This is a genomic window from Rhizohabitans arisaemae (assembly GCF_025996515.1).
In the GTDB taxonomy this organism is placed as follows: domain Bacteria; phylum Actinomycetota; class Actinomycetes; order Streptosporangiales; family Streptosporangiaceae; genus Rhizohabitans; species Rhizohabitans arisaemae.
The window spans coordinates 521,790-540,193 of the sequence record NZ_BLRH01000029.1 but is presented as its reverse complement, the minus strand read 5'-3'; the positions used below and the strand labels follow the sequence as shown (position 1 = coordinate 540,193).

The 18,404-nt window shown below is 66.9% G+C and carries 16 protein-coding genes; 5 read left to right on the top strand and 11 right to left on the bottom strand.

Annotated features, from left to right (window positions below; translation table 11 throughout):
* The first annotated feature begins 330 nt into the window (after nucleotides 1-330).
* Nucleotides 331-1,323: an ankyrin repeat domain-containing protein gene (locus RUR_RS14000; RefSeq protein WP_283135445.1), complete on the top strand. Its 993-nt coding sequence runs from the start codon at nucleotides 331-333 to the stop codon at nucleotides 1,321-1,323.
* 34 nt (nucleotides 1,324-1,357) lie between these two features.
* On the opposite strand, the gene RUR_RS13995 is transcribed toward RUR_RS14000, so the two are convergent.
* Complete coding sequence (locus tag RUR_RS13995; protein ID WP_283135444.1) at nucleotides 1,358-2,896, bottom strand: carboxylesterase/lipase family protein; 1,539 nt, start codon at nucleotides 2,894-2,896, stop codon at nucleotides 1,358-1,360.
* A gap of 96 nt (nucleotides 2,897-2,992) precedes the next feature.
* Here RUR_RS13995 and RUR_RS13990 point away from each other — a divergent pair, with 96 nt between their 5' ends.
* Entirely contained in the window at nucleotides 2,993-3,565 is a 573-nt protein-coding gene (locus RUR_RS13990) for a TetR/AcrR family transcriptional regulator (RefSeq protein ID WP_283135443.1), read from the top strand.
* Between the two features lie 190 nt (nucleotides 3,566-3,755).
* On the opposite strand, the gene RUR_RS13985 is transcribed toward RUR_RS13990, so the two are convergent.
* The 4 genes from RUR_RS13985 to RUR_RS13970 all read right to left on the bottom strand — a co-directional run bounded on the left by RUR_RS13985 (nucleotide 3,756) and on the right by RUR_RS13970 (nucleotide 7,349).
* The gene (locus tag RUR_RS13985; RefSeq protein WP_283135442.1) at nucleotides 3,756-4,028 is read right to left on the bottom strand and encodes a hypothetical protein; all 273 of its coding nucleotides are present in this window, start codon (nucleotides 4,026-4,028) and stop codon (nucleotides 3,756-3,758) included.
* Nucleotides 4,028-4,924 (bottom strand): nucleotidyl transferase AbiEii/AbiGii toxin family protein, encoded by an 897-nt coding sequence (locus RUR_RS13980; protein ID WP_283135441.1) that lies wholly within the window; start codon nucleotides 4,922-4,924, stop codon nucleotides 4,028-4,030. The genes RUR_RS13985 and RUR_RS13980 overlap by 1 nt, the downstream gene beginning before the upstream one ends.
* Nucleotides 4,878-5,522, bottom strand: a complete 645-nt coding sequence (locus RUR_RS13975) for a type IV toxin-antitoxin system AbiEi family antitoxin domain-containing protein (RefSeq protein ID WP_283135440.1) — start codon at nucleotides 5,520-5,522, stop codon at nucleotides 4,878-4,880. Before RUR_RS13975 ends, RUR_RS13980 begins: the two co-directional genes overlap by 47 nt.
* A 468-nt stretch (nucleotides 5,523-5,990) precedes the next feature.
* The gene (locus RUR_RS13970) at nucleotides 5,991-7,349 is read right to left on the bottom strand and encodes a pyridoxal phosphate-dependent decarboxylase family protein (RefSeq protein WP_283135439.1); all 1,359 of its coding nucleotides are present in this window, start codon (nucleotides 7,347-7,349) and stop codon (nucleotides 5,991-5,993) included.
* 225 nt (nucleotides 7,350-7,574) lie between these two features.
* Between RUR_RS13970 and RUR_RS13965 the strand changes: the two genes are divergently transcribed.
* Nucleotides 7,575-8,903: a glutamine synthetase family protein gene (locus tag RUR_RS13965; protein ID WP_283135438.1), complete on the top strand. Its 1,329-nt coding sequence runs from the start codon at nucleotides 7,575-7,577 to the stop codon at nucleotides 8,901-8,903.
* 166 nt (nucleotides 8,904-9,069) lie between these two features.
* On the opposite strand, the gene RUR_RS13960 is transcribed toward RUR_RS13965, so the two are convergent.
* The 5 genes from RUR_RS13960 to RUR_RS13940 all read right to left on the bottom strand — a co-directional run bounded on the left by RUR_RS13960 (nucleotide 9,070) and on the right by RUR_RS13940 (nucleotide 15,657).
* The gene (locus RUR_RS13960; RefSeq protein ID WP_283135437.1) at nucleotides 9,070-10,167 is read right to left on the bottom strand and encodes a hypothetical protein; all 1,098 of its coding nucleotides are present in this window, start codon (nucleotides 10,165-10,167) and stop codon (nucleotides 9,070-9,072) included.
* A 4-nt stretch (nucleotides 10,168-10,171) separates the two neighbouring features.
* Nucleotides 10,172-12,226, bottom strand: a complete 2,055-nt coding sequence (gene fxlM, locus RUR_RS13955; protein WP_283135436.1) for a methyltransferase, FxLD system — start codon at nucleotides 12,224-12,226, stop codon at nucleotides 10,172-10,174.
* A gap of 55 nt (nucleotides 12,227-12,281) precedes the next feature.
* Nucleotides 12,282-13,355: a lanthionine synthetase C family protein gene (locus tag RUR_RS13950; protein WP_283135435.1), complete on the bottom strand. Its 1,074-nt coding sequence runs from the start codon at nucleotides 13,353-13,355 to the stop codon at nucleotides 12,282-12,284.
* Nucleotides 13,352-15,346, bottom strand: coding sequence for a lantibiotic dehydratase family protein (locus RUR_RS13945; protein ID WP_283135434.1), 1,995 nt, complete (start codon nucleotides 15,344-15,346; stop codon nucleotides 13,352-13,354). The genes RUR_RS13950 and RUR_RS13945 overlap by 4 nt, the downstream gene beginning before the upstream one ends.
* Nucleotides 15,347-15,474: 128 nt before the next feature.
* Nucleotides 15,475-15,657, bottom strand: coding sequence for an FxLD family lanthipeptide (locus RUR_RS13940; RefSeq protein WP_283135433.1), 183 nt, complete (start codon nucleotides 15,655-15,657; stop codon nucleotides 15,475-15,477).
* 238 nt (nucleotides 15,658-15,895) lie between these two features.
* Here RUR_RS13940 and RUR_RS13935 point away from each other — a divergent pair, with 238 nt between their 5' ends.
* Nucleotides 15,896-17,188 (top strand): helix-turn-helix domain-containing protein, encoded by a 1,293-nt coding sequence (locus RUR_RS13935; protein ID WP_283135432.1) that lies wholly within the window; start codon nucleotides 15,896-15,898, stop codon nucleotides 17,186-17,188.
* Here the strand turns inward: RUR_RS13935 and RUR_RS13930 are convergent.
* On the bottom strand, nucleotides 17,174-17,806 hold the full coding sequence (locus tag RUR_RS13930) for an HAD-IA family hydrolase (protein ID WP_283135431.1): 633 nt from the start codon (nucleotides 17,804-17,806) through the stop codon (nucleotides 17,174-17,176). The genes RUR_RS13935 and RUR_RS13930 overlap by 15 nt on opposite strands.
* A 171-nt stretch (nucleotides 17,807-17,977) precedes the next feature.
* Here RUR_RS13930 and RUR_RS13925 point away from each other — a divergent pair, with 171 nt between their 5' ends.
* Complete coding sequence (locus tag RUR_RS13925; RefSeq protein ID WP_283135430.1) at nucleotides 17,978-18,337, top strand: type I glutamate--ammonia ligase; 360 nt, start codon at nucleotides 17,978-17,980, stop codon at nucleotides 18,335-18,337.
* Nucleotides 18,338-18,404 lie beyond the last annotated feature (67 nt).

Below are 18,404 nucleotides of genomic sequence, written 5' to 3'. Positions count from 1 at the left end.
GCGCCCGCACCACGCCCAACGTGAAACTACAAATCCTCTGTAGGTTGGTGCGAGCCGCTACGCGAACTACAAAACCTTTAGGTTGGCGTCACTTCAGTGGAGGTCGCGGACTGGGCTTGGCTTCCTGACGTACAGCGCTCGGGGTACGGCTACACGCATGACTTCCGAGCGCCACAGCGGGAAGCCAAGATCATGTGGATCTCCGAGGGATGGCGGCGGGCAATCGCGCGAGGGCTTGCAAAGCAGCTCTGAACAGGTGGGACGGAATCTGTCGGCCTCGTAGGCCATGATCGGCCCTCGAAGATCCCACACATCCGTTCAAGGAGTGCCATGGCTGTCAACGATGGATCCGGGTGGTCCGGTATCGGCTGGGATGGCTGGACGGACCTCAGCCTGATCCGCGCCCGACTCGACGCGGGAGCCGACCCGAATTCAGGGGTGTACTTCCACGAACGGCCGCTCCATGCGGCGGCCGAGCGCGGCTCGCCCGAGGTGGTCGCGGAGCTGGCTCGGCATGTCGACGACATCGACGCGGAGCGTGAAGGTCATACCGCGCTCTGGGAAGCCGTCTTCGCCAACCGCCCCGGCAACGCCCGCGCCTTGGTCGCCGCCGGGGCGGACCCGTGGCGACCGATGATGACCGGCTGGTCCCCCGGACGGCTCAGCCTGGCCACTCCCACCCCTGACCTGTTCTCCCTTCCCGACGGCGAGGCCGGCCTGTCCACCGCCGAGGCCGCCGCCGTGGCAGAGGCCAGACGTCTGATCGCCGCGCTGGGTCGCTTTGACGACGACGGCTTCAGCCTCGCCTGCACGGCCGGCATCACCGCGGCCGAGGCGGCACAGCGCCTGGAAGCCGTACCGGTCGATCACGCCGACGTAGAGAAGTTCATGGAGGATCCCTGGTCGAACCACGACTACAACCTGGCCGTCGTCGGCACGGACGTGCCTGGCGAATCCGTCATCGGAGTCACGGATGTGCCCGGCGGATGTGTCGTCTTCCAGCCGTGGTATTTCGCCGCGTCCAACCCCGGCGTCATAAAGCGCTTGTCGGTGGGCACTGTCTGCTACGGACTGTTCGCCAATCCCAAGAGCGGAAACCAGGGGGCCGAAGCCCGCGATGGCGTCATCGAGGAATGGGACACCCATCCCGGCGGCGGGAGCGTCTACCCCGAACAACCCGCGGAGGAGATCCTCACCACCTACCTCTACCACGGCGAGGCCGTGGCCTACTGCTATGCCGGAGCGAGCCTGCGGCCGACCGACCCCCGATCGATCAGCGGCAAGCCCGACATGTGGCTGAGACTGCCAGAACACCTGCTCTAGAAAACCGGTTATGGGACGTTCCGGACTGTCGGGACTAACGGATGTTCTTCCAGAAACCGTAGTTGTGGTCGGCGGTGAAGTCCGTGCGCTTCCAGGCAGTGGAGGCGAGCTGCTGCACATGGCCGCGCCTGCCGTGGAAAGCGGGCCAGCCGGTCTTGCCTGAGGCGGCGAAGCCGGTCCAGGTGCGGAGCATGCGGTCGCGGAACGCACCCTGTCCGGGCGCGATGTCCTCGAAGAGGGTCAGGCCGTCGAAGAGGTAGGGCAGCTCGGTCATGTGTGCGGCGCGCTGCTCGAAGCTGGGTGCCGGGTACCCCCGGAACCAGGACGTGTCGGGCTCGCTGAACTCATACATCCGGGTCCGGGTCCACTTCGACAGCAGTCGCGCGGTGTCGAGCGTGGGGACCGACCAAGTCGCGTCGGTGAGGACGGCGGCCAGGGCCTCGCCCGCCGAGCCGTGCCCGGTGAGCGGGTAACGCTTGAGCACCGCGTCGGCCTTCTTGCCGAACCGGTCCCGGACGGCGGGCGCATAGTCCTCGGGTTTCATGGGCGTGGCGCCGGGTGCGAGCTCCATGCCCAGGATTCTCCCGCGCTCCTCGTCGTGGTTCACGCCGATCAGTACAGGGACGCGGTTGAACCTGCCCGTGCGCAGCGCGTCGGCCGGTGAGAGCGGCATCAGCTTCGTCCCGGCCGCGGGGCGAGGTTCGGCGAACGGGCCATAGGCGTCGAGGAGCTTGGCGACCGGGGTGGCGCGCAGACAGTCCGCTGTGTCCTTCTCGCAGCCGACGGCCGCGATGACCCGCTTGGCATCGGCCTCGGCTTCGGCCCGGGTACGGGAGCCGCCGGTGGCGCACGGCGCGCTCTGCACGATGGCTTTCTGGAACAGTCCGGCGGAGGATGGTGAGACGAGGTGGCCGCAGACGCTGTAGCCGCCGCCGGACTGGCCCATGATCGTGACGTTGTCCGGGTCGCCGCCGAAGGCGTCGACGTTGGCGCGGACCCAGCGCAGGGCGGCCTGCTGGTCCTCCAGTCCGAGGCCGTCGGCGCCGGGCTGGGACGGGTCGCTGAGGAAGCCCATCACGCCCAGGCGGTAGTTCATCGACACCACGACCGCGCCGTTGGCGACCAAGCTGTCGGGGCCGTACATGTCGCCGGTGCCGTACATCAGGCTGCCGCCGTGGATCCACACGATCACCGGCCGCTTGCCGCCGGTCTGCTCGGCGGGTGTGGTGACGTTCAGGTAGAGGCAGTCCTCGGTCGTGCTGGGGATCCCGATCGGCAGGCCCTTGGGTTGCGCGCAGGGGGCACCCGGGATCTTCGCGGCACGGATCCCGCTCCAGGTCGCGGCTGGCCGGGGTGACTTCCAGCGCAGTTCGCCGACGGGCGGTGCGGCGTAGGGGATCCCCTGGAAGCTGAGCACCCGGCCGTTCGCCGTGCCGCGCACCTGACCGCCTGCCGTGGCGACCACCGTCGGGTCGGTTGCGGCCTGGGCCGGGCCGGGAGAGGTGAGCGTGAGCCCCAACCCCAGCGACAGGACGGCGATGGACCGCATGGAGAGGTTCTTGGCGTTCGTCATGAGGAGGACGGTAGACAGATTTGGGCGATCGCGCAAGACGATCGCCTAATACGATCGCCTAAGACGATCGATCTAAATGGTGATATCCTCCAGCGCATGGGAAACCGTGAAGTCCTCCTCATCGGCGCCAAGGAATGCCTGCGGCAGAAGGGGTACGACCGCACCAGTGTCCGGGACATCGCCACTGCGGCCGGCGTGAGCATGGCCGCCATCGGCTACCACTACGGCTCCCGGGAGGCCCTTCTCACCCAGGCCCTTTTCGAGATCCTCGACGAATGGGGCGACGCGATGGGACGGGCCCTGGTCCCGGGCGCCGACGGCTCGACCAAGGACCACTTCGAGCGGCTGTGGCAGAGCCTGATCGACAGTTTCAGCGCACACCCCGACCTGTGGCTGGCCTCGATGGAACTGTTCATGCAGGCCCAGCGCCAGCCCGGGCTGCGCGCCCCGCTCGCCGACGGCACCGTCCAAGGCCGCCGCGGCATGGCGGCGCTCCTCAAGAGCGTGCCGGAGGATGAGGTCCCGGAAGACTCGGTACGCACCCTCGGCAGCGTCCAGCTCGCCCTCATGCAAGGCGTGATGATCCAGCACCTCAGCCACCCGGCCACCGCTCCCACGGCCGGCGAGATCCTCGACGGGCTACGCGCCCTGGCCGAACTCACCCGCTGACCAGCGCGTGCAGTGCGGTCAGGCCGCCTGATCACCACGTTCGCCGACGACATACCGGTCCAGCGGGGCGCGCTTGACGGCAGTGGCCGGCGGCCAGGCCGACATGTGGCTGAGCCTGCCCCAAGCGCTTCTCTGAAGGAGAGGTACGGCCATCCGGGCGCTGTGCCGGAGCCGCAGGCCGTACAGCCGCTCAGTTGCCGCCGGCGGCCAGGCGCTCGACTCTGGCGTGGAGCGGGCCGAGGTGGGTTTCGGATTCGGGCTTCATCAGGACGCTGCGCAGGACCCGGGCGTCGGCGCGGTCGGCGACGACCTCGGGGTGCCTGCGGACGAAGCTCCGGGCGTCGGCGCGCAGCACGCTGAGGTAGACCGGGTTGTGGCGGTCGGTCATGCCCTCGCGCATCACCCGCTCGGAGGCGGCGTCGATCGCGGACAGGCTCGCCGGCGAGACGGCGCGCCTCGTCATCAGCCGCCACCTCGCCCGCTGACCGCCCCTGCCCCACCAGCGGAATCGAGAGCCGTCTCCCAGTAGCCGCGCACCAGATCCAGGGCCTTCGGCAGGAGAACGATCGAGGTAAGACCTTCGGCCAACCCTGGATACGCTCCCGCCCAAGCCGGCGGGGGCTCTCCGATTTGTACGGGCAGATCATGCGTCGCCCGTACGGTGAACACATGCCGACAGGCCGTGACCAGTGCAGCATCCGGCACCAAGCCATCCTCAATCAGCAGGACGAGATCCAGAAGATCCTTGACCCGCGTATTGGGACGATCACCGTAGTCACGGGTCAGCGCGTGCAGCTTCTCCGCGAAGTGCTGACGCGGGTGAACGACTTCCACAAATCGTGGTGGTACGCCCGCGAAGTCGAGGAAGCCCGGTAGCCGGAGCTCCTCGGTCTCCGTCAACTCCTCGGGCCTGGCCACGATATCCAGCTTCACCCCGCCGAACGGCTTCCCGGCTAGTTCCGCCTGAACCCCGAAGCGCCATCCCGGTCGGCCACCCGAATCAGGGTGCAGTGCCGTGGGAGTACCCACCAGAAAAACAAACCGATCCTCGTCGGGGTCGGCTCCCAGGGTCTCGATAAGCTCATCACGGAGTTCACCGTCTCCCAGATCGCCGTCCCTCAGCGCGAGGTCGATGTCCTTCGTGGTCCGAGCACGATTCGGCATGCGGAACTCCAACACCGTTCCGCCTTTGAACACCCATCTGCCGGGAACAGTCATTGCGAAACGCGCACAAATCCGATCGAAGATCAACAGCCGTCGAAGCCTCATCAGGTCCATGCCACTCTCATTGGCCTTAGCCTTCAGGCGATCTTCAATGGCGCGACGCAGCGCCACCGCGTTGGGGTAGCGGCTCATCATGCGGCTCTCCAGTCAGTGCACGGTCGATGCCAAGTTCCGCCCGGGAACCATGGTGTTGTGCAGCCATGAGCAGCTGACGCTTTGTTGTCATGCCCCGCTCCAGCAGATCCGTGACAGCTGAGTCGATCAACTCCTGATCCACCCCCTCCGCGGCTGACTCCACAACAGCTCGAACCGGGCTGCTCACCAGGAACCCTTCTCGTGCCTGGATCTCCTCGGGTACGGGCTGACCGAAATGGAGCACCACGGCCGGATGCCGCCGCCTGAATCCTTGTGGCACAGTCAGATGGATCTTTGCCGGATTGGCGATCCCAAGATCATGCACAGCTAGGGCGCTGACGTGAGACACGACCCCTTGGCCTTGGCTCCACAGCGACCATCGAACCAGGTGATCATGCTCTCCGTCAGAAAGTGCGTCAAACTCCTGAAACCTGAAGAGCCCACGATCGACGCGAACCCAGTCACCGCGTTGAGTGTGGAACCACTGTCCCTGGTAGGAGTAGCCGATCCGCAGCGCCTGAGCCGCCGTGAAGTAGCCCCGCTGCTCGGCTGCGATGTCCCAGAGCCGGCTGCGAAGGTCACGCGAATCAGCCCGCATGGGTTCAGGGTACCAACGCGAACCTACAAAACTTTTGTAGGTTGATGCAGGACCCTACAAGAACCTACAAAACTTTTGTAGGTTCGTGCGAGGGTCAACGCAGAACTACAAAACTCTTGTAGGTTGCCGTCACTTCATCCGAGGCCCGAACAGGAGATCGATGTCCGGCTGCATACGGCACCGGGGACTCGCAGAGACCGCTAGGACCACTGGCTGACACCTCGGACCGGCACTTCAGGGCACTGCGGGCAGATGAAGAGATGGGTCGATCCAACGTCACCGATCATGATTCCGGCCGGGCCCATACGCTCGGGATCGAAGTTCGAGCTGAGAAGGTGCCGCTCTTCAAGCGGCACCCGACCGACGCCCGATCGGCCGGCGGCCAGGCCGACATGTGGCTGAGCCTGCCCCAAGCGCTTCTCTGAAGGAGTGGTACGGCCATTCCGGAGCCGCAGGCCGTACGGCCGCTCAGTTGTCGGCGGCCAGGCGCTCGACTCTGGCGTGGAGTGGGTCGAGGTGGGTTTCGGATTCGGGCTTCATCAGGACGCTGCGCAGGACCCGGGCGTCGGCGCGGTCGGCGAGGACCTCGGGGTGCCTGCGGGCGAAGCTCCGGACGTCGGCGCGCAGCACGCTGAGGTAGACCGGGTTGTGGCGGTCGGTCATCCCCTCGCGCATCACCCGCTCGGAGGCGGCGTCGATCGCGGACAGGCTCGCCGGCGAGACGGCGGGGTAGTACGTGACGATGTCCAGCTCTGGGCGCTGGTAGAGACGGAGATGCTCGCTTTCGGCGATCAGGTCGGCCCAGCGCAGGGCGGCCCGGCGGCCCGCGGCGAGCACGGCGCCCAAGCCGTCACGGGTGGGCGGCAGCAGCCGGAACGTCAGCCACAGCGCCGCCGCCGCGGCACCCGGGCGGGAGCACTCCAGGCTGATCTCGCCGAAGTGCAGGTCCTCGGAGGTGAAGTAGGTGTACGGCGAGTCGTGCACGTAGAACCGGCCGACCGCCGGGTCGCGGAAGAGCACGGCCCCGCACCCGTACGGCTGCAGCCCGTGCTTGTGCGGGTCCACCACCACCGAGTCGCATTCGGCGATCGCCGCCCACGGCGCCGGATCCAGCCCCTCGGTACCGGCCAGCAGGGTGAAGAACCCGCCGTAGGCGGCGTCCATGTGGACGCGGACGCCGTACTCCCGGCAGAGCGCCAGGATCTCGTGCACCGGGTCCACCGCGCCGAGCCCGGTGGTGCCGGCGGTGACCACGACGGTGCCGATCCGCCCGTCGGCGAGGGTCTCCCGCAGCGCGTCGAGATCCATCCGGCCCGCGCCGTCCACCGCCACCGAGGTGCCCGCCACGCCGAGTACCCGGCACATCCTGGCGTGGGTGTAGTGGCTGTCGGCGCTGTAGGCCACACCGCGATCGGGGTGAAGTTCGCGGGCCACGTAGAGGGCCTCCAGGTTGGCGATCGTGCCGCTGGAGGTGAGGTGGCCGAGGTGGGTGTCGTAGCCGAACATTGCGGCCAGGTCCGCGACGACCTCGCGCTCCATCTTCGCGGTGGCCGGACCGCCGTCGAGGGCGTGATTGTTGGGGTTGATCAGCATGGCGGCGAGGTAGCCCGCGACCGCGGCCGGGTGGGGCGGCTTGAGCATCTGACCGGCGTAGCGCGGGTGGAAGAAGGGGTAGTTGTCCCGCAGCCTTTCGGCCAGTTCGTCGAGGCTTTCCTCGACCTGCTCCGCCGGTACGGCAAGCGATTCGTGTACGGCGTACTCACCGAAGCCCTCGGTCCACTTGCGGTGGTTGGCCAGTACCTGATCGAGCGCACGCCGAAGATCCATAAGTGCTGCCTTTGCTGGGTTTGTGCTTTTGAGGGAGCTAGAGGGCGATTATTCAGGAAGGACGAGTGTGGAGTCGCCTGCACCCCCCAGCCAAGATCACGACGGATCGGCGGATTTCCAGGAATCATTTGGCTCCATACGACCATCCAAACACAGGCTGTCAAGTCTTGCCACCCGGCCTCGGCGGGCGTATCTTTTGCCCCCAAACGAATTGTGGGAGGTCCGGTGCAAGAGCTCCTCCAGTGGCTGGCCGAGCGGGAGATCGACGTCCTCCGGATCGGATTCCCCGACCTCATCGGCACCGAACGCGGCAAAGACGTGCTCGTCTCCCAGCTCACCGACGTCGTCGGCGACGGCCTCGGCTTCTGCCGGGCCATCTACTACACCTCTCCCCAAGGGGACACCGTCGCGGTACCCGGCGGCCTCGACCTCGGCCTCCCCGACATCCGGATCCGGCCCGACCTGACCACCCTGACCCGGCTTCCCTGGGAGCAGGGCGTCGCCCACTGCCTCGGGGACGCCGTCCTCCCCGGGACCGACATCCCCTTCCCCGAGTCACCCCGTGCGGTGCTCCGCGCCGCCGTCGCAAAGCTGGACGAACAAGGACTCACCGCCGCGATCGGCCCCGAACTCGAGTACTTCCTCCTGGAACCGGAGCCGGACGGAACCGGCTGGCGGCGCTACGAGGACGCCCCCGGCAACGTCTACGTCACCGGCTACAAAGGGGACAAGACCTCACACCTGCTCCGGACGCTCCGGATGCTCGACCGGCTCGGCATCGGCGCCACCATGGGCAACCACGAATTCTCCGGCGGCCAGTTCGAGATCAACCTCACCCACTCCGGGCCACTCGACGCGGCCGACCGGGCGTTCCGCTTCAAAACCGCGATCAAGGAACTCGCCCGCCGCGACGGACACCGCGCCACCTTCATGGCCAAACCGTTCAACGACGAAGGCGGATCGGGCTTCCACCTCCACGTCTCCTGCACCGACCGGAACGGGCACGGCGTCTTCGCCGACCCCGCGGCGCCGTACGGGCTCTCCGGCGTCGCCGCGCACGCCATCGGCGGTGTCCTCGCACACGCCCCCGCCCTCGCCGCACTGCTCAACCCCACGATCAACTCCTACAAGCGCCTCGGCCCCGACACCCTCGCCCCCTGGCTCGTCGACTGGGGCCTGGACAACCGCAGCGCCATGCTCCGCATCCCGCCCGAGCGGGGCTCCGCCACCCGCTTCGAGATCCGGCTCGGCGACGCCGGCGCCAACCCCTACCTCGGCATCGCCGGCGTCCTCGCCGCCGTACACCTCGGCATCCGGGACCGCCTCACCCCGCCGCCGCCGCTGGAGGGGTACGGCTACCGCCCCGCCGAAGCCGCCGTCCTGCCGATGACGCTCCCGGCCGCGCTCGACGCCTTCCAAGCCGACACCGACCTCGCGGACGTCCTCGGCAAACAGTTCGCCGAGGCCTACCTCGCCTACAAACGCGATGAGGTCGAACGCTTCTCCAGATTCGTCACCGACTGGGAACTCCGCGAGTACGCCTACCACCTGTGAACACAGACGTGATCCTCACACGAACCCAATCATCCAGGTGTGATCGGGAAGGATGCTTGGCCTTGAAGCCCCGTGCCAGGACCGTGGTCGTGCGGCCAAGTCCTCTACGGCGGGCTCCAAATCCGGGACTTCGGCCGTGTCGGACGGCTGTTGTCCACTGAGCGGATCACAGAAGCATGCGGAGCGCGACTTCGGCCTTATCCACAGCTGCGTTTAGAGCTTGCATGTGGCTAGTTGAGAGGTTTCCCACGCCGAGCCCTGATGCGGTGAGTACTGCGTCGAGTCTCTGTGTTTGCCCATTGGTCATGTGGGAGCGCGTCAAGTGGTGGTTCAGGACGTCGCGAGCAGCATAAGCATCGAGGATGGCCACCTCGACGATGGTGTTCCGCAGGAGAACAGCGTAGGGGCTGGTCTGGTCGCAGGTCAGGTCAAGTGCGGTCAACCCGATACGGGCCTGGAACACCGGAGTCGCGGAGTCGGGCGGGGCGATCAAATCGAGTACCGACTGTAGAGCAAGGTCCAGTTCTGGCTGCCGTGTTACTTGGGTCTGGGGCAGGCAACTGGCGCGCAGGAGGGCCGCCACGGTGTTCTCCCACGGCTCTGCGGGGGTGGTGGAGTCGATCATGGCGTGGGCTTGCTGGTCGAGGCCGCGCTCGATCAACGACATGATCTTGATTTGGCGTCCGTCGAGGAGCCGGTTACCGATGCCTCGATAGGCGGTCATGGCTTCAGCGGCCTTGGTCCAGTGTCCACCACGCGCCAGGGCTCTGGCGCCGTCGATGAGGATGCTCATCCACAGTTCTTCGCAGATCTTCCGGTGAGTCGCCTCGGTGCGAATTATCGCGGACAGATCGACTTCATGATCGCAGATCGTGGTTGTCCCGCGCCTCTGAGCGGCCCGATACAGCCGCCTGAGAACGTCGTACGCTCCGTCGCCGTCGCCCTCGCGGGTCAACAGCCGGGAGATATTGATCAGGGGCATGAGTGACATCACGGCGATGTCCTGCGGAAGGCTACCGGCTTTGGCGAAGACCCGGTGTTGGCGCCAACACAGCTGGGCAGCCAGGTCGGGATTCCCAACGTCGGAAGCGATCAGTGCAGCGTAGTTGAGGACACCACTGGCGCGTGCCACCAGATCATGGTGGCTCGCTCCGTCAGGGTGGCCGGCAAGCGTGGTGAGGTGATTGATGCGTTCGTCCAGCGGCAATGCGGGCGCTTTGGGCCGTCTCACCAGTGGGATGCGGCAGGCTATCGCGGAGGGCATCGGCTCAGCTCCTGCGCGGCCAGTCGACGATCAGGCGGCTGTAGGTTTTGTCGATGACGAAGCGCGGGTCGGCGGTCGTCAACTGATCACGGGCGTCGCCCACGGCCATACGAAAGCTGGGTTCGGACGCGTCGTTGCCCCAGCTGTGAGCCCACTCGCCAATCTCGGCAGCGACCTGGTCGGCGAGGACGGGAGCGCGCGGGCCGTGGCCAATGACGCCGATCTCCCAGAATTTGCCCTGCTTGTCTTCGCCTTCACGTACGGTGATGTAGGCCAGGGTGTCGCCGTCGAGCGCGGCCATGGAACCCCAGCCGAAGTGTGGGGAAAAGCCGGGGCGAGACCCGAGCATACGGGACAGGCCATTGGGCAGCACCGACGCCAGATACAGGTACAGCCACTGCCAGGGGTCCCCTTGGCGGAACTTCACGCCAGAGTAGGCCTTGGCCGAGCGTTGGTCCAGGACGGTGCGCATCGCGTCCAGGTCGACATTCTGCTCACTGAAGATCTCCAAGCGGACGTTGCCCTCACCAGCTATGGGGACGAGGGTGTAGATGTCATCGCAGACGCCCTTGCGCAGGGGCACAAACGTGGCCATCTCGCACGAGACGGTCTTCCAGATGTCGCCGTCGCGTTCGAAGGCGAAGCTTCGGGAGATACTGCCGCGGATCCGCATCGGAATGACCAGGCGTCCGTCAGGAGCGAGCTGGTCTAGGATCCTCAACGGAATGTCGCCAGTGCCGACAGTGAACTGGATGCGGTCGAAGGGTGCGTGTTCGGGGAGCCCGACCGCACCGTCGCCCAGCACCGCCGACACGTTCGACGCACCGTTCTGGGCCAGGTTCTTCGCGGCGCGGTCGACGAGGTCCTGGTCTACGTCCACGGTCCATACATGGCCTCCGGGCGCTACGAGTTTGCCAAGCAGTCCAGCGTTGTAGCCGGTGGCGGCCCCGGCTTCCAGAATCCTGTGGCCGGGCTCGGCGCCCAGCTGCTCCAGCTGAGTGGCGACGATCGAGGGCGCGGAGATGCAGGAGATCATCTCGCCCGTCTCGTCGTGCTTGACGGACACGGCGTCCTCGACGTACGCCGTTTTCCGTTCGACTCCTGGAAGAAAGCGGTGGCGCTCGGTTTCCCGGAAGGCGGCGATGACGGCGGGGGTGCGCAGGTGTCCGCCGTCGATGAGGCGGCTTACGAGCGCTTCGCGCAGGGCGGCGGGGTCGGTGTTGCCGGTCAGGGTGGTCTCCATTCGAGTGAAGGTATGGGCCGGGACGGTGGACTTGCGAGCGGACACGTCGGCTGCTTCTCCTCCGGAGAAAGCGACGTGGCGCCCCAGCCATGCGGTTGCGGCCTGCTTGTCGGCAGACACCCCGGCACGATTGAGGGCGAACACCGCGTGGTGAGCGAGCACCGCGCGCAACCCCCTGGTCAACCGCCCATCGGCAGCCAACTGCCTCAGCTGGTACCCGGCGGCCTCGAACGTGGCGACGCGCTCGGTCCAGCCGGGCTCGGCGTCCGGCCGCCGGACGGCATCGGAGTTCATCAAGCGACGCATGGCCGTGACCGCCGTGTCGCGTGGGGCACCCGTGGGTGGGTCGATCGGTGGCCGGAGGGAACCGAGTTTGGCCCAGACATCGCCAACCTCGAACGGATCCAGGCCAGCCGCCCGGTTCATGGTGGAGAGCAGCAGGACGCAGCGTTCCGTTGCCCCTGAGATACCGGTCTCGACCAGGGCAGCACGGCTGTCCGCGCAGAATACGTCGTGGGCGACGTCCATACCCTCGGGGCCGCCGAACGCTTCGGTCTCCGGCTCGTAGACGCCTTGCACCCAGCCACTGGCCAGATGTTCGGCGACAAGGTCGTCCAGTAGCGCAGCCACGGAACGCTCGGTGCGCAGCCGAAGCCCGGCGTCCTTACGCAGAAAGTGGAACCGCTGGTCGTTCAGCGCGGATGACAGCACCTGAGCAGCCTCCGGGCTCATCCCGGCATCGCCAGGAAAGGAGACGCTGGCATGCCACCAGTGCATCTCGGCGATGATCGGAAGGTCTTCGTCGTCGACGTTCATGTTGTTGGTGCTCCTCGTCGGCGGGCTCGGGTCTGAGTCGAATGGCAGGCGGAGGTCAGGAGATCAACAGGGCGCGACTCCAGCCCGTGGTACTCGTGCCGTCCAGCGCCAGATGCGCGCCAGCACGGCCTTCCATGAATCCGGGCTTGGCCAGCCGGTCCACGTCAGCGGCCAGGCGCTTGTTCAGGTCTTCGATGAGTGGCCTGAATCGGTCCGGTGCGGAGCTGTCGTCGGCGACGGCGCGAGTGACGGTCAGCAGACCAGCCCAGCCGTGGCACAGGGAGGCGTCGGTGACTCGGTCGAGATGAGCTGGATCGGCAAGCACGCGCACGGCGGTATCCTCTGCCGCGAGTCGACGGGCGGGGTCGTTCAAGGCCCTCGCGGCCAGCTGCTGGGTGCGGGCGATGCCGAGCCTGCCGTAGCACCAGGACGGACGCGCCGGCGCCGGCCTGGGCGGCTCTGCCTCGAAGAGCTGGTTACCGGTGACCCAGTAGAAGGAGCCGTACCTGTCCAGCCAGCGCGAGAACACCCCGATGGCATCGTGCTGTCCCGGCACCCGAATGTCGCGCCGGGCGGCGAGGGACAACACCGCCAAAGGGCCGGCGATACCGTGTGCGACACCATTGTTTCCGTGTCCGCCGTCCACTTTCCCGCCGGCAGGTCCGGCCTCCGACCACCAACCCGGCAGCTCCCAGCCCTCGATGCGGACTGGCCGTGCCAGAGAGACCAGGTAGGCCAGAACATCCTTCAGCAGTGACGAGACGCCGTCGCGGGTCAGCAGTAGCGCGCCAAGCCCGGTCAGGCCTCGGATGAGATCGAACTCCGCGAGATGCGGCAATGCCCCGGAAGCCTGCCTCCGACACGCTGCGGCCAGGCGGGCGGCCACGACGCGATCAACGGCATCCCGGACGTCGCGGTCGGTGCGCTCAGCACGGCCGAGTACGAACTCCAGCGCTGGGGCGCCGTGGAACAACGACGCGTTACCTCCGGCACTGACGCCATTTGCGATCGCCTGCGCCAGGCTGCTTCGGGCGGTGGCGAGATCCCCGCGCTCAATGTGCAACAGCGCCACCCCGAGCGCTCCCTCGGACAGGTCCTGCGTCCTAGGCAGGGTCGCCGTCGCTTTCATGAGCGTGCCCTCAACGGGACGACGAGGCTGTGTGCCCGCTCGCCGATCCAGCCGTCGGCATCCGCTGGGGGCGCGTCATATAGAACCGCGACACCGGGGAGGCTGGCGGCAAGGTGGGTACGCAGCAGGTCTAGGTGCATGTCTTGGCCCAGATTGAGGGGCAGCTGCTGGTCGTCCTCGGTAAGAAGGACGTGGTCTGGCACGCCGAACCGACCCATCCAGGCATGCAGTTGTCCGGCCCACTCGTCGAGCGTCGCGGTGCGACCGGGCAGTGCCCGGGCCCACAGCTTCCATCGTGCGGACACCAGGATCGAACGCCGGTAGTGCAACGCCGGGGTAAACGGGAGAGTCCAAGCTGCACCCCAGTCGAACCACGTCACCTGCGGAGCCGCTGCCCGGCTGATCTCGGCCAGGAACCGGGCCAGGGGAGGGGTGTAGTTGTTCCACAGGAAGTTGATCGCGGTCGGCGCAAGCACCTCCAAGTGGGTGCCGGTGGCGGCCTCGGTAAGGTAGAGACGCCCGTTGCGGACACCGACGGCGAGATCGGGCGGGAACAGCACCCCCGGCCCGGGGTGCCGGAACTCCCCGACGCTGACCACCCGAGGGAGCACCTGCGGGGCTCGCGTGAGCAGGTCGGCTGGGACGCGGCCAGCGTGGAAAGACAGCTGGGCCAGCTCCGCGCCGCGCTCGACCGTGGGCAGATCGGCATGGCTCGCGCCGACGTGTGGGAACAGGTGCCAGAAGCGGCCTGTCATCGAGCCGGCCGCACGGGAGACGGTGGACACCCGAAGACGGAAGTCCCCGCTGTCCAGAGCACGCATCGAGGCGGCCTGGATCTGCGCACACAGTTCGAGGTGAGGCGGGGTGAGCGCGGGCTTGCCTGCGGCGGCTTCCAACCGCTCGATCGTCGCGCCGGACAGCACCACCGACCTGCTGCCCTCGGCGGCCGCGGCGCCGGCCAACTCCAGAAGCAGCCGGTCCCGTAGGGTCATCGGGCGGGGTGGCTCGGAGACCTCGCCGAACCCCTCGGGAAAACCTAAGCCTCTGTCGGCATCCGTCACCAGTTCCAGCGGCACCTCGACGTCCTCACCGTAGCGGTCGGCGAACTGCACGGCGTAGCGGCACCAGGCCGATGTTCCCCTCGGATGCGTGGCGAGGCGGGTCAAGACAGTCGCAGCGGTCTCCACCTCCGCCGCTATCACCTCGGGCAGCTGCACCGTGGCATCCAGTCGCAAATCCGGCGCCACCGTGCTGTTATGGCTCTCTCGCAGGGCGAGCGGCAGGGGGACGACGGGATCCACAATGGTCGCCGGCGCCCGCAGCGCGGACCGCAGCAGCCGCACCTGCAGTAACTGCGCGATCAGCCCAGCTCGGTGGCGTTCTTCCGCCTCCGGGAACTCAGCGCCGATCTTGTCCGCCAGGTCCGAGTACCGGATCGGGGATCGGGCCACGTCGAGCACCAGCTCGACTGCAGGCGTCAGCGCCAGCGAGAACTCCGAGGCGCCGTCGGACGGGACGTGGACGCGCCCGTCTCTCTGCCGGACCAGGTTGTTGACGCAGATCTCGATGTCGGCCATCCACTCGGCATCCGCTTCCCAGGCGCTGATCGCCGCGTCCAGCACCACCGGATCCGGCCGGGCAACGGCATGGTGCCTGTTCCCGAAGCTTGCCTCGGCCACGTCACCGAACTCGATCAGAGTGACACCCGCGAACAGGCCGAACGGAGTGGAGCGGCGTGTATACCTGATCGCGTACCGGGCGGTGGCCAGTGCCGCCCGGCGTACCCGGCGCACCTTCGTCGATCGTCCGTTGAGGATCGCCCGGACCCGACGGTCCAGGTCCGGGCTGGCGTGGGACACAGCCTGCCGAAAGACGTCATCGGCCCACACTGTGGCCAGCCACGAACGCCAGTGTTGGATCGGAGCTGAGGCCCCCGGCCACGGTGGCATGTCCGGCCCGTGGATGTTCACCGCAGCGCGCAGCATCCCCATGCCGACGCCTTGGTACAGGCTGTGTCGCGAGCGCGTCATCACCCACACTCCGTTCTCTGTTCTCTGCCGGAAGAGGAGCGGGCCGGACGAACGCCTTCTCCGGCCCACACCGCCGGGGCTGACCTTGGCTACGAGGTGGTGCAGGCGCTCGGGCAAGAGCTCCCGCAGTTGTCCCCGGTGCTGCACATCAACACCGTCTCGGCCGCCGGCGTGTTCTCAATAAAGGTGATATCGAGATGGAACGGATCGTCGGCGTCGTCGGCAACGTGCTGGTGCGGCTCTACTCTCCGCGCGATGGCCTGCATGCTCATCTGTACTCCCAATCATGGTCGGAGGGGCCTGACGTCCAACGTGCAGCTGGTGGCCTGGTGCTATCACGTGGCCTGGCACAGCACCCGACTACGGAATCGCGATCGGCCGCGCGCACTCGATCTGCGGCTGAGCGAAGACCCTCGCTTCATGTGTCGAGTCGAGCACACACCGCCCAGGGGCGGGGGACAATGGCGTGGCCCGATCCAGCACCGATCCCAAGCAGGGAGGCCGTCCCTGATGTCCGATCAGCTCCGCGACGAGATGCGGGAGGCGCGAAGGTCATCCGGCATGATGTGGGCAAGGTTCGCACGTGAGGCCGGGTTCGGTGAGGCGTACCTGCGCAATGTCGAGAACGGGAACAGGTCGGTGACCACCGGCGTCGCTGCGGCCTATGACAGGGTGCTGCAAACCGGCGGAACCTTCATGGCTGCGCTGCACGACACCGATTCAACAGTCGCCGAGAAGGGGTTGTGGGAACGGCCGGGGAGCCTCACGGTCCTCGCCGATCTGTTAACGGGGAGCAGCGTGGATCGCAGGAGTTTCCTCTCGGCCGGGGCTGCATTCTCCGCCTCAGCGAGCAGCTGGGCCAAGGCCCTGGGGCCGAACCGGGCGGCCAGGACGCCAGTTTCCCTCCCCGGTGGTCCTGCCCTGGTCGCCCACGTGAACGATCGGCTTGATCACCTCAGACATCTCGATGACGAACTCGGCAGCAGGGAGGTGTACCTACTGGCTCGCAGCGAGCTGTCCCTGATCGTGAAGCTGATCAGGTCGCGTCGCTGCGACAGCCGAACCGTGGACCATTTGCATTCGATGGCGGCCGAAGCGGCTCGACAGGTCGCGTGGGCAGCCTTCGATCAAGGGCGCCCGGGCATCGCCCAGCGCTTCTTCGACGGTTCCCTCCGGGCCTCCGCTGAGGTAGGCGATGCGATCAGCGGAGCCTACGCTCTGTCGTTCGCCGCGATCCAGTGCTACTCCACTCCGGGTCAGGCAGGCAGAGCGATATCGCTCCTGGAGACGGCACAAGAACAGGTGAGACGAAAGGCGACTCCACGCATGCACGCCATGCTTGCCGCTCGCACCGCCCGCGCACTGTCGAAGACCGGCACGAAGAGGGAGTGCGCTCACTACCTTGACATTGCCCGCGCTGCGCTGGACAAAGGACGGCATGACGACGACCCGAAGACCTTGTACTGGGTGGACTACGGCGAGATCGAGATGATCGCGGGTTCGGCCGCTTTACAGCTCGGAGACCCGGCCGAGGCGATATGTCGTTTCGAAGCCGCCATGAAAGCGTCGTACCCCGGCGACGACGAATACCCGCGCAGCCACGCGATCTACCTGGCCCGCGCTGCCGAAGCACATCTCGCCATGCACGACCTGGACGCCGCTGTCGCCAACGCCCGCCACGCGGCCAGATGCCTCGGATCAGTGGACTCCACACGCTCAGCGTCCGAGCTGAAGGGACTTCGCCAGAAGCTGGCGGCACATACCTCATACGCGGCCGTGCGCGAGTTTCTACAGGTTGGGTAGGCCAAGCACTGCACGGAGGCTGGCGGCCACAACCTCCTCATCCAGTGCCAGGAGCGGCGTGAGGCCGAGTCTGTGAGCGGCAGCGAGATTCTCTTCGCTGTCATCGACGAACAGGCACCGCTCGGCCGGGACACCAAGCTTGCTGAGCACCAGGCGAAAGATGGCGGGATCGGGCTTGCGCACTCCGTGCTCTGCGGAAAACACAACTTCATCGAAGGTGCCGTGCAAGTCGAACCCCGCGTAGGGGTCGTATGGCTCCCGTCCGAGGCTGTTGGACAGCACCGCAGTTTTGATTCCAGCCGCCCGTGCCTGCCGCGCAACATTGAGCACATGGTGGGCCGGGAAGGCATCGTGCAGATAGCGGGCCATCAGGTTGTCGGGCGCGACGCCGATCAGGGCAGCAAACGCGCTGTTCCAGTCAGTCTGGGTGATCTCACCGAGTTCGAGCCGACGAAACAGCTCCTGCCCTCTTGGGTCGGCCCAACCGCGAAGGAAGGTTCCCCGGGCGAGCTTCTCCCGGTCCTCAAAATACGAGATCACCTCGACCATGTTGAAGGTCAGGACCCCAAAGAAGTCGAAGATCAAGCCACGGTACCGGGGCTGTGCGGTTGTCGCCATTCGCAAAGCCTACGATCCACAGGGAAATCTCAGCGGCGGCCTCGAATGCCCGCAGGGCGGCCAACCTCGACAGATCCAGCCGTACACGGTCGACTACCGCCGTAAACAATTGGACGGACGAAGTCCGCCCGTCACCCCATTGACGCTGGTGACAGGCCGTTTCCCAGCGCCATGCTCCGTATCCCGCCCGAGCGGGGCTCCGCCACCCGCTTCGAAATCCGGCTCGGCGACGCCGCCGCCAACCCCTACCTCGGCATCGCCGGCGTCCTCGCCGCCGTACACCTCGGCATCCGGGACCGCCTCACCCCGCCGCCGCCGCTGGAGGGGTACGGCTACCGCCCCGCCGAAGCCGCCGTCCTGCCGATGACGCTCCCGGCCGCGCTCGACGCCTTCCAAGCCGACACCGACCTCGCGGACGTCCTCGGCAAACAGTTCGCCGAGGCCTACCTCGCCTACAAACGCGATGAGGTCGAACGCTTCTCCAGATTCGTCACCGACTGGGAACTCCGCGAGTACGCCTACCACCTGTGAACGGGAAGGCGATCCGCCCCGAGTCCGGCGGCGACTTCGCGGACCTTACCGGCATCGGGTACCACGC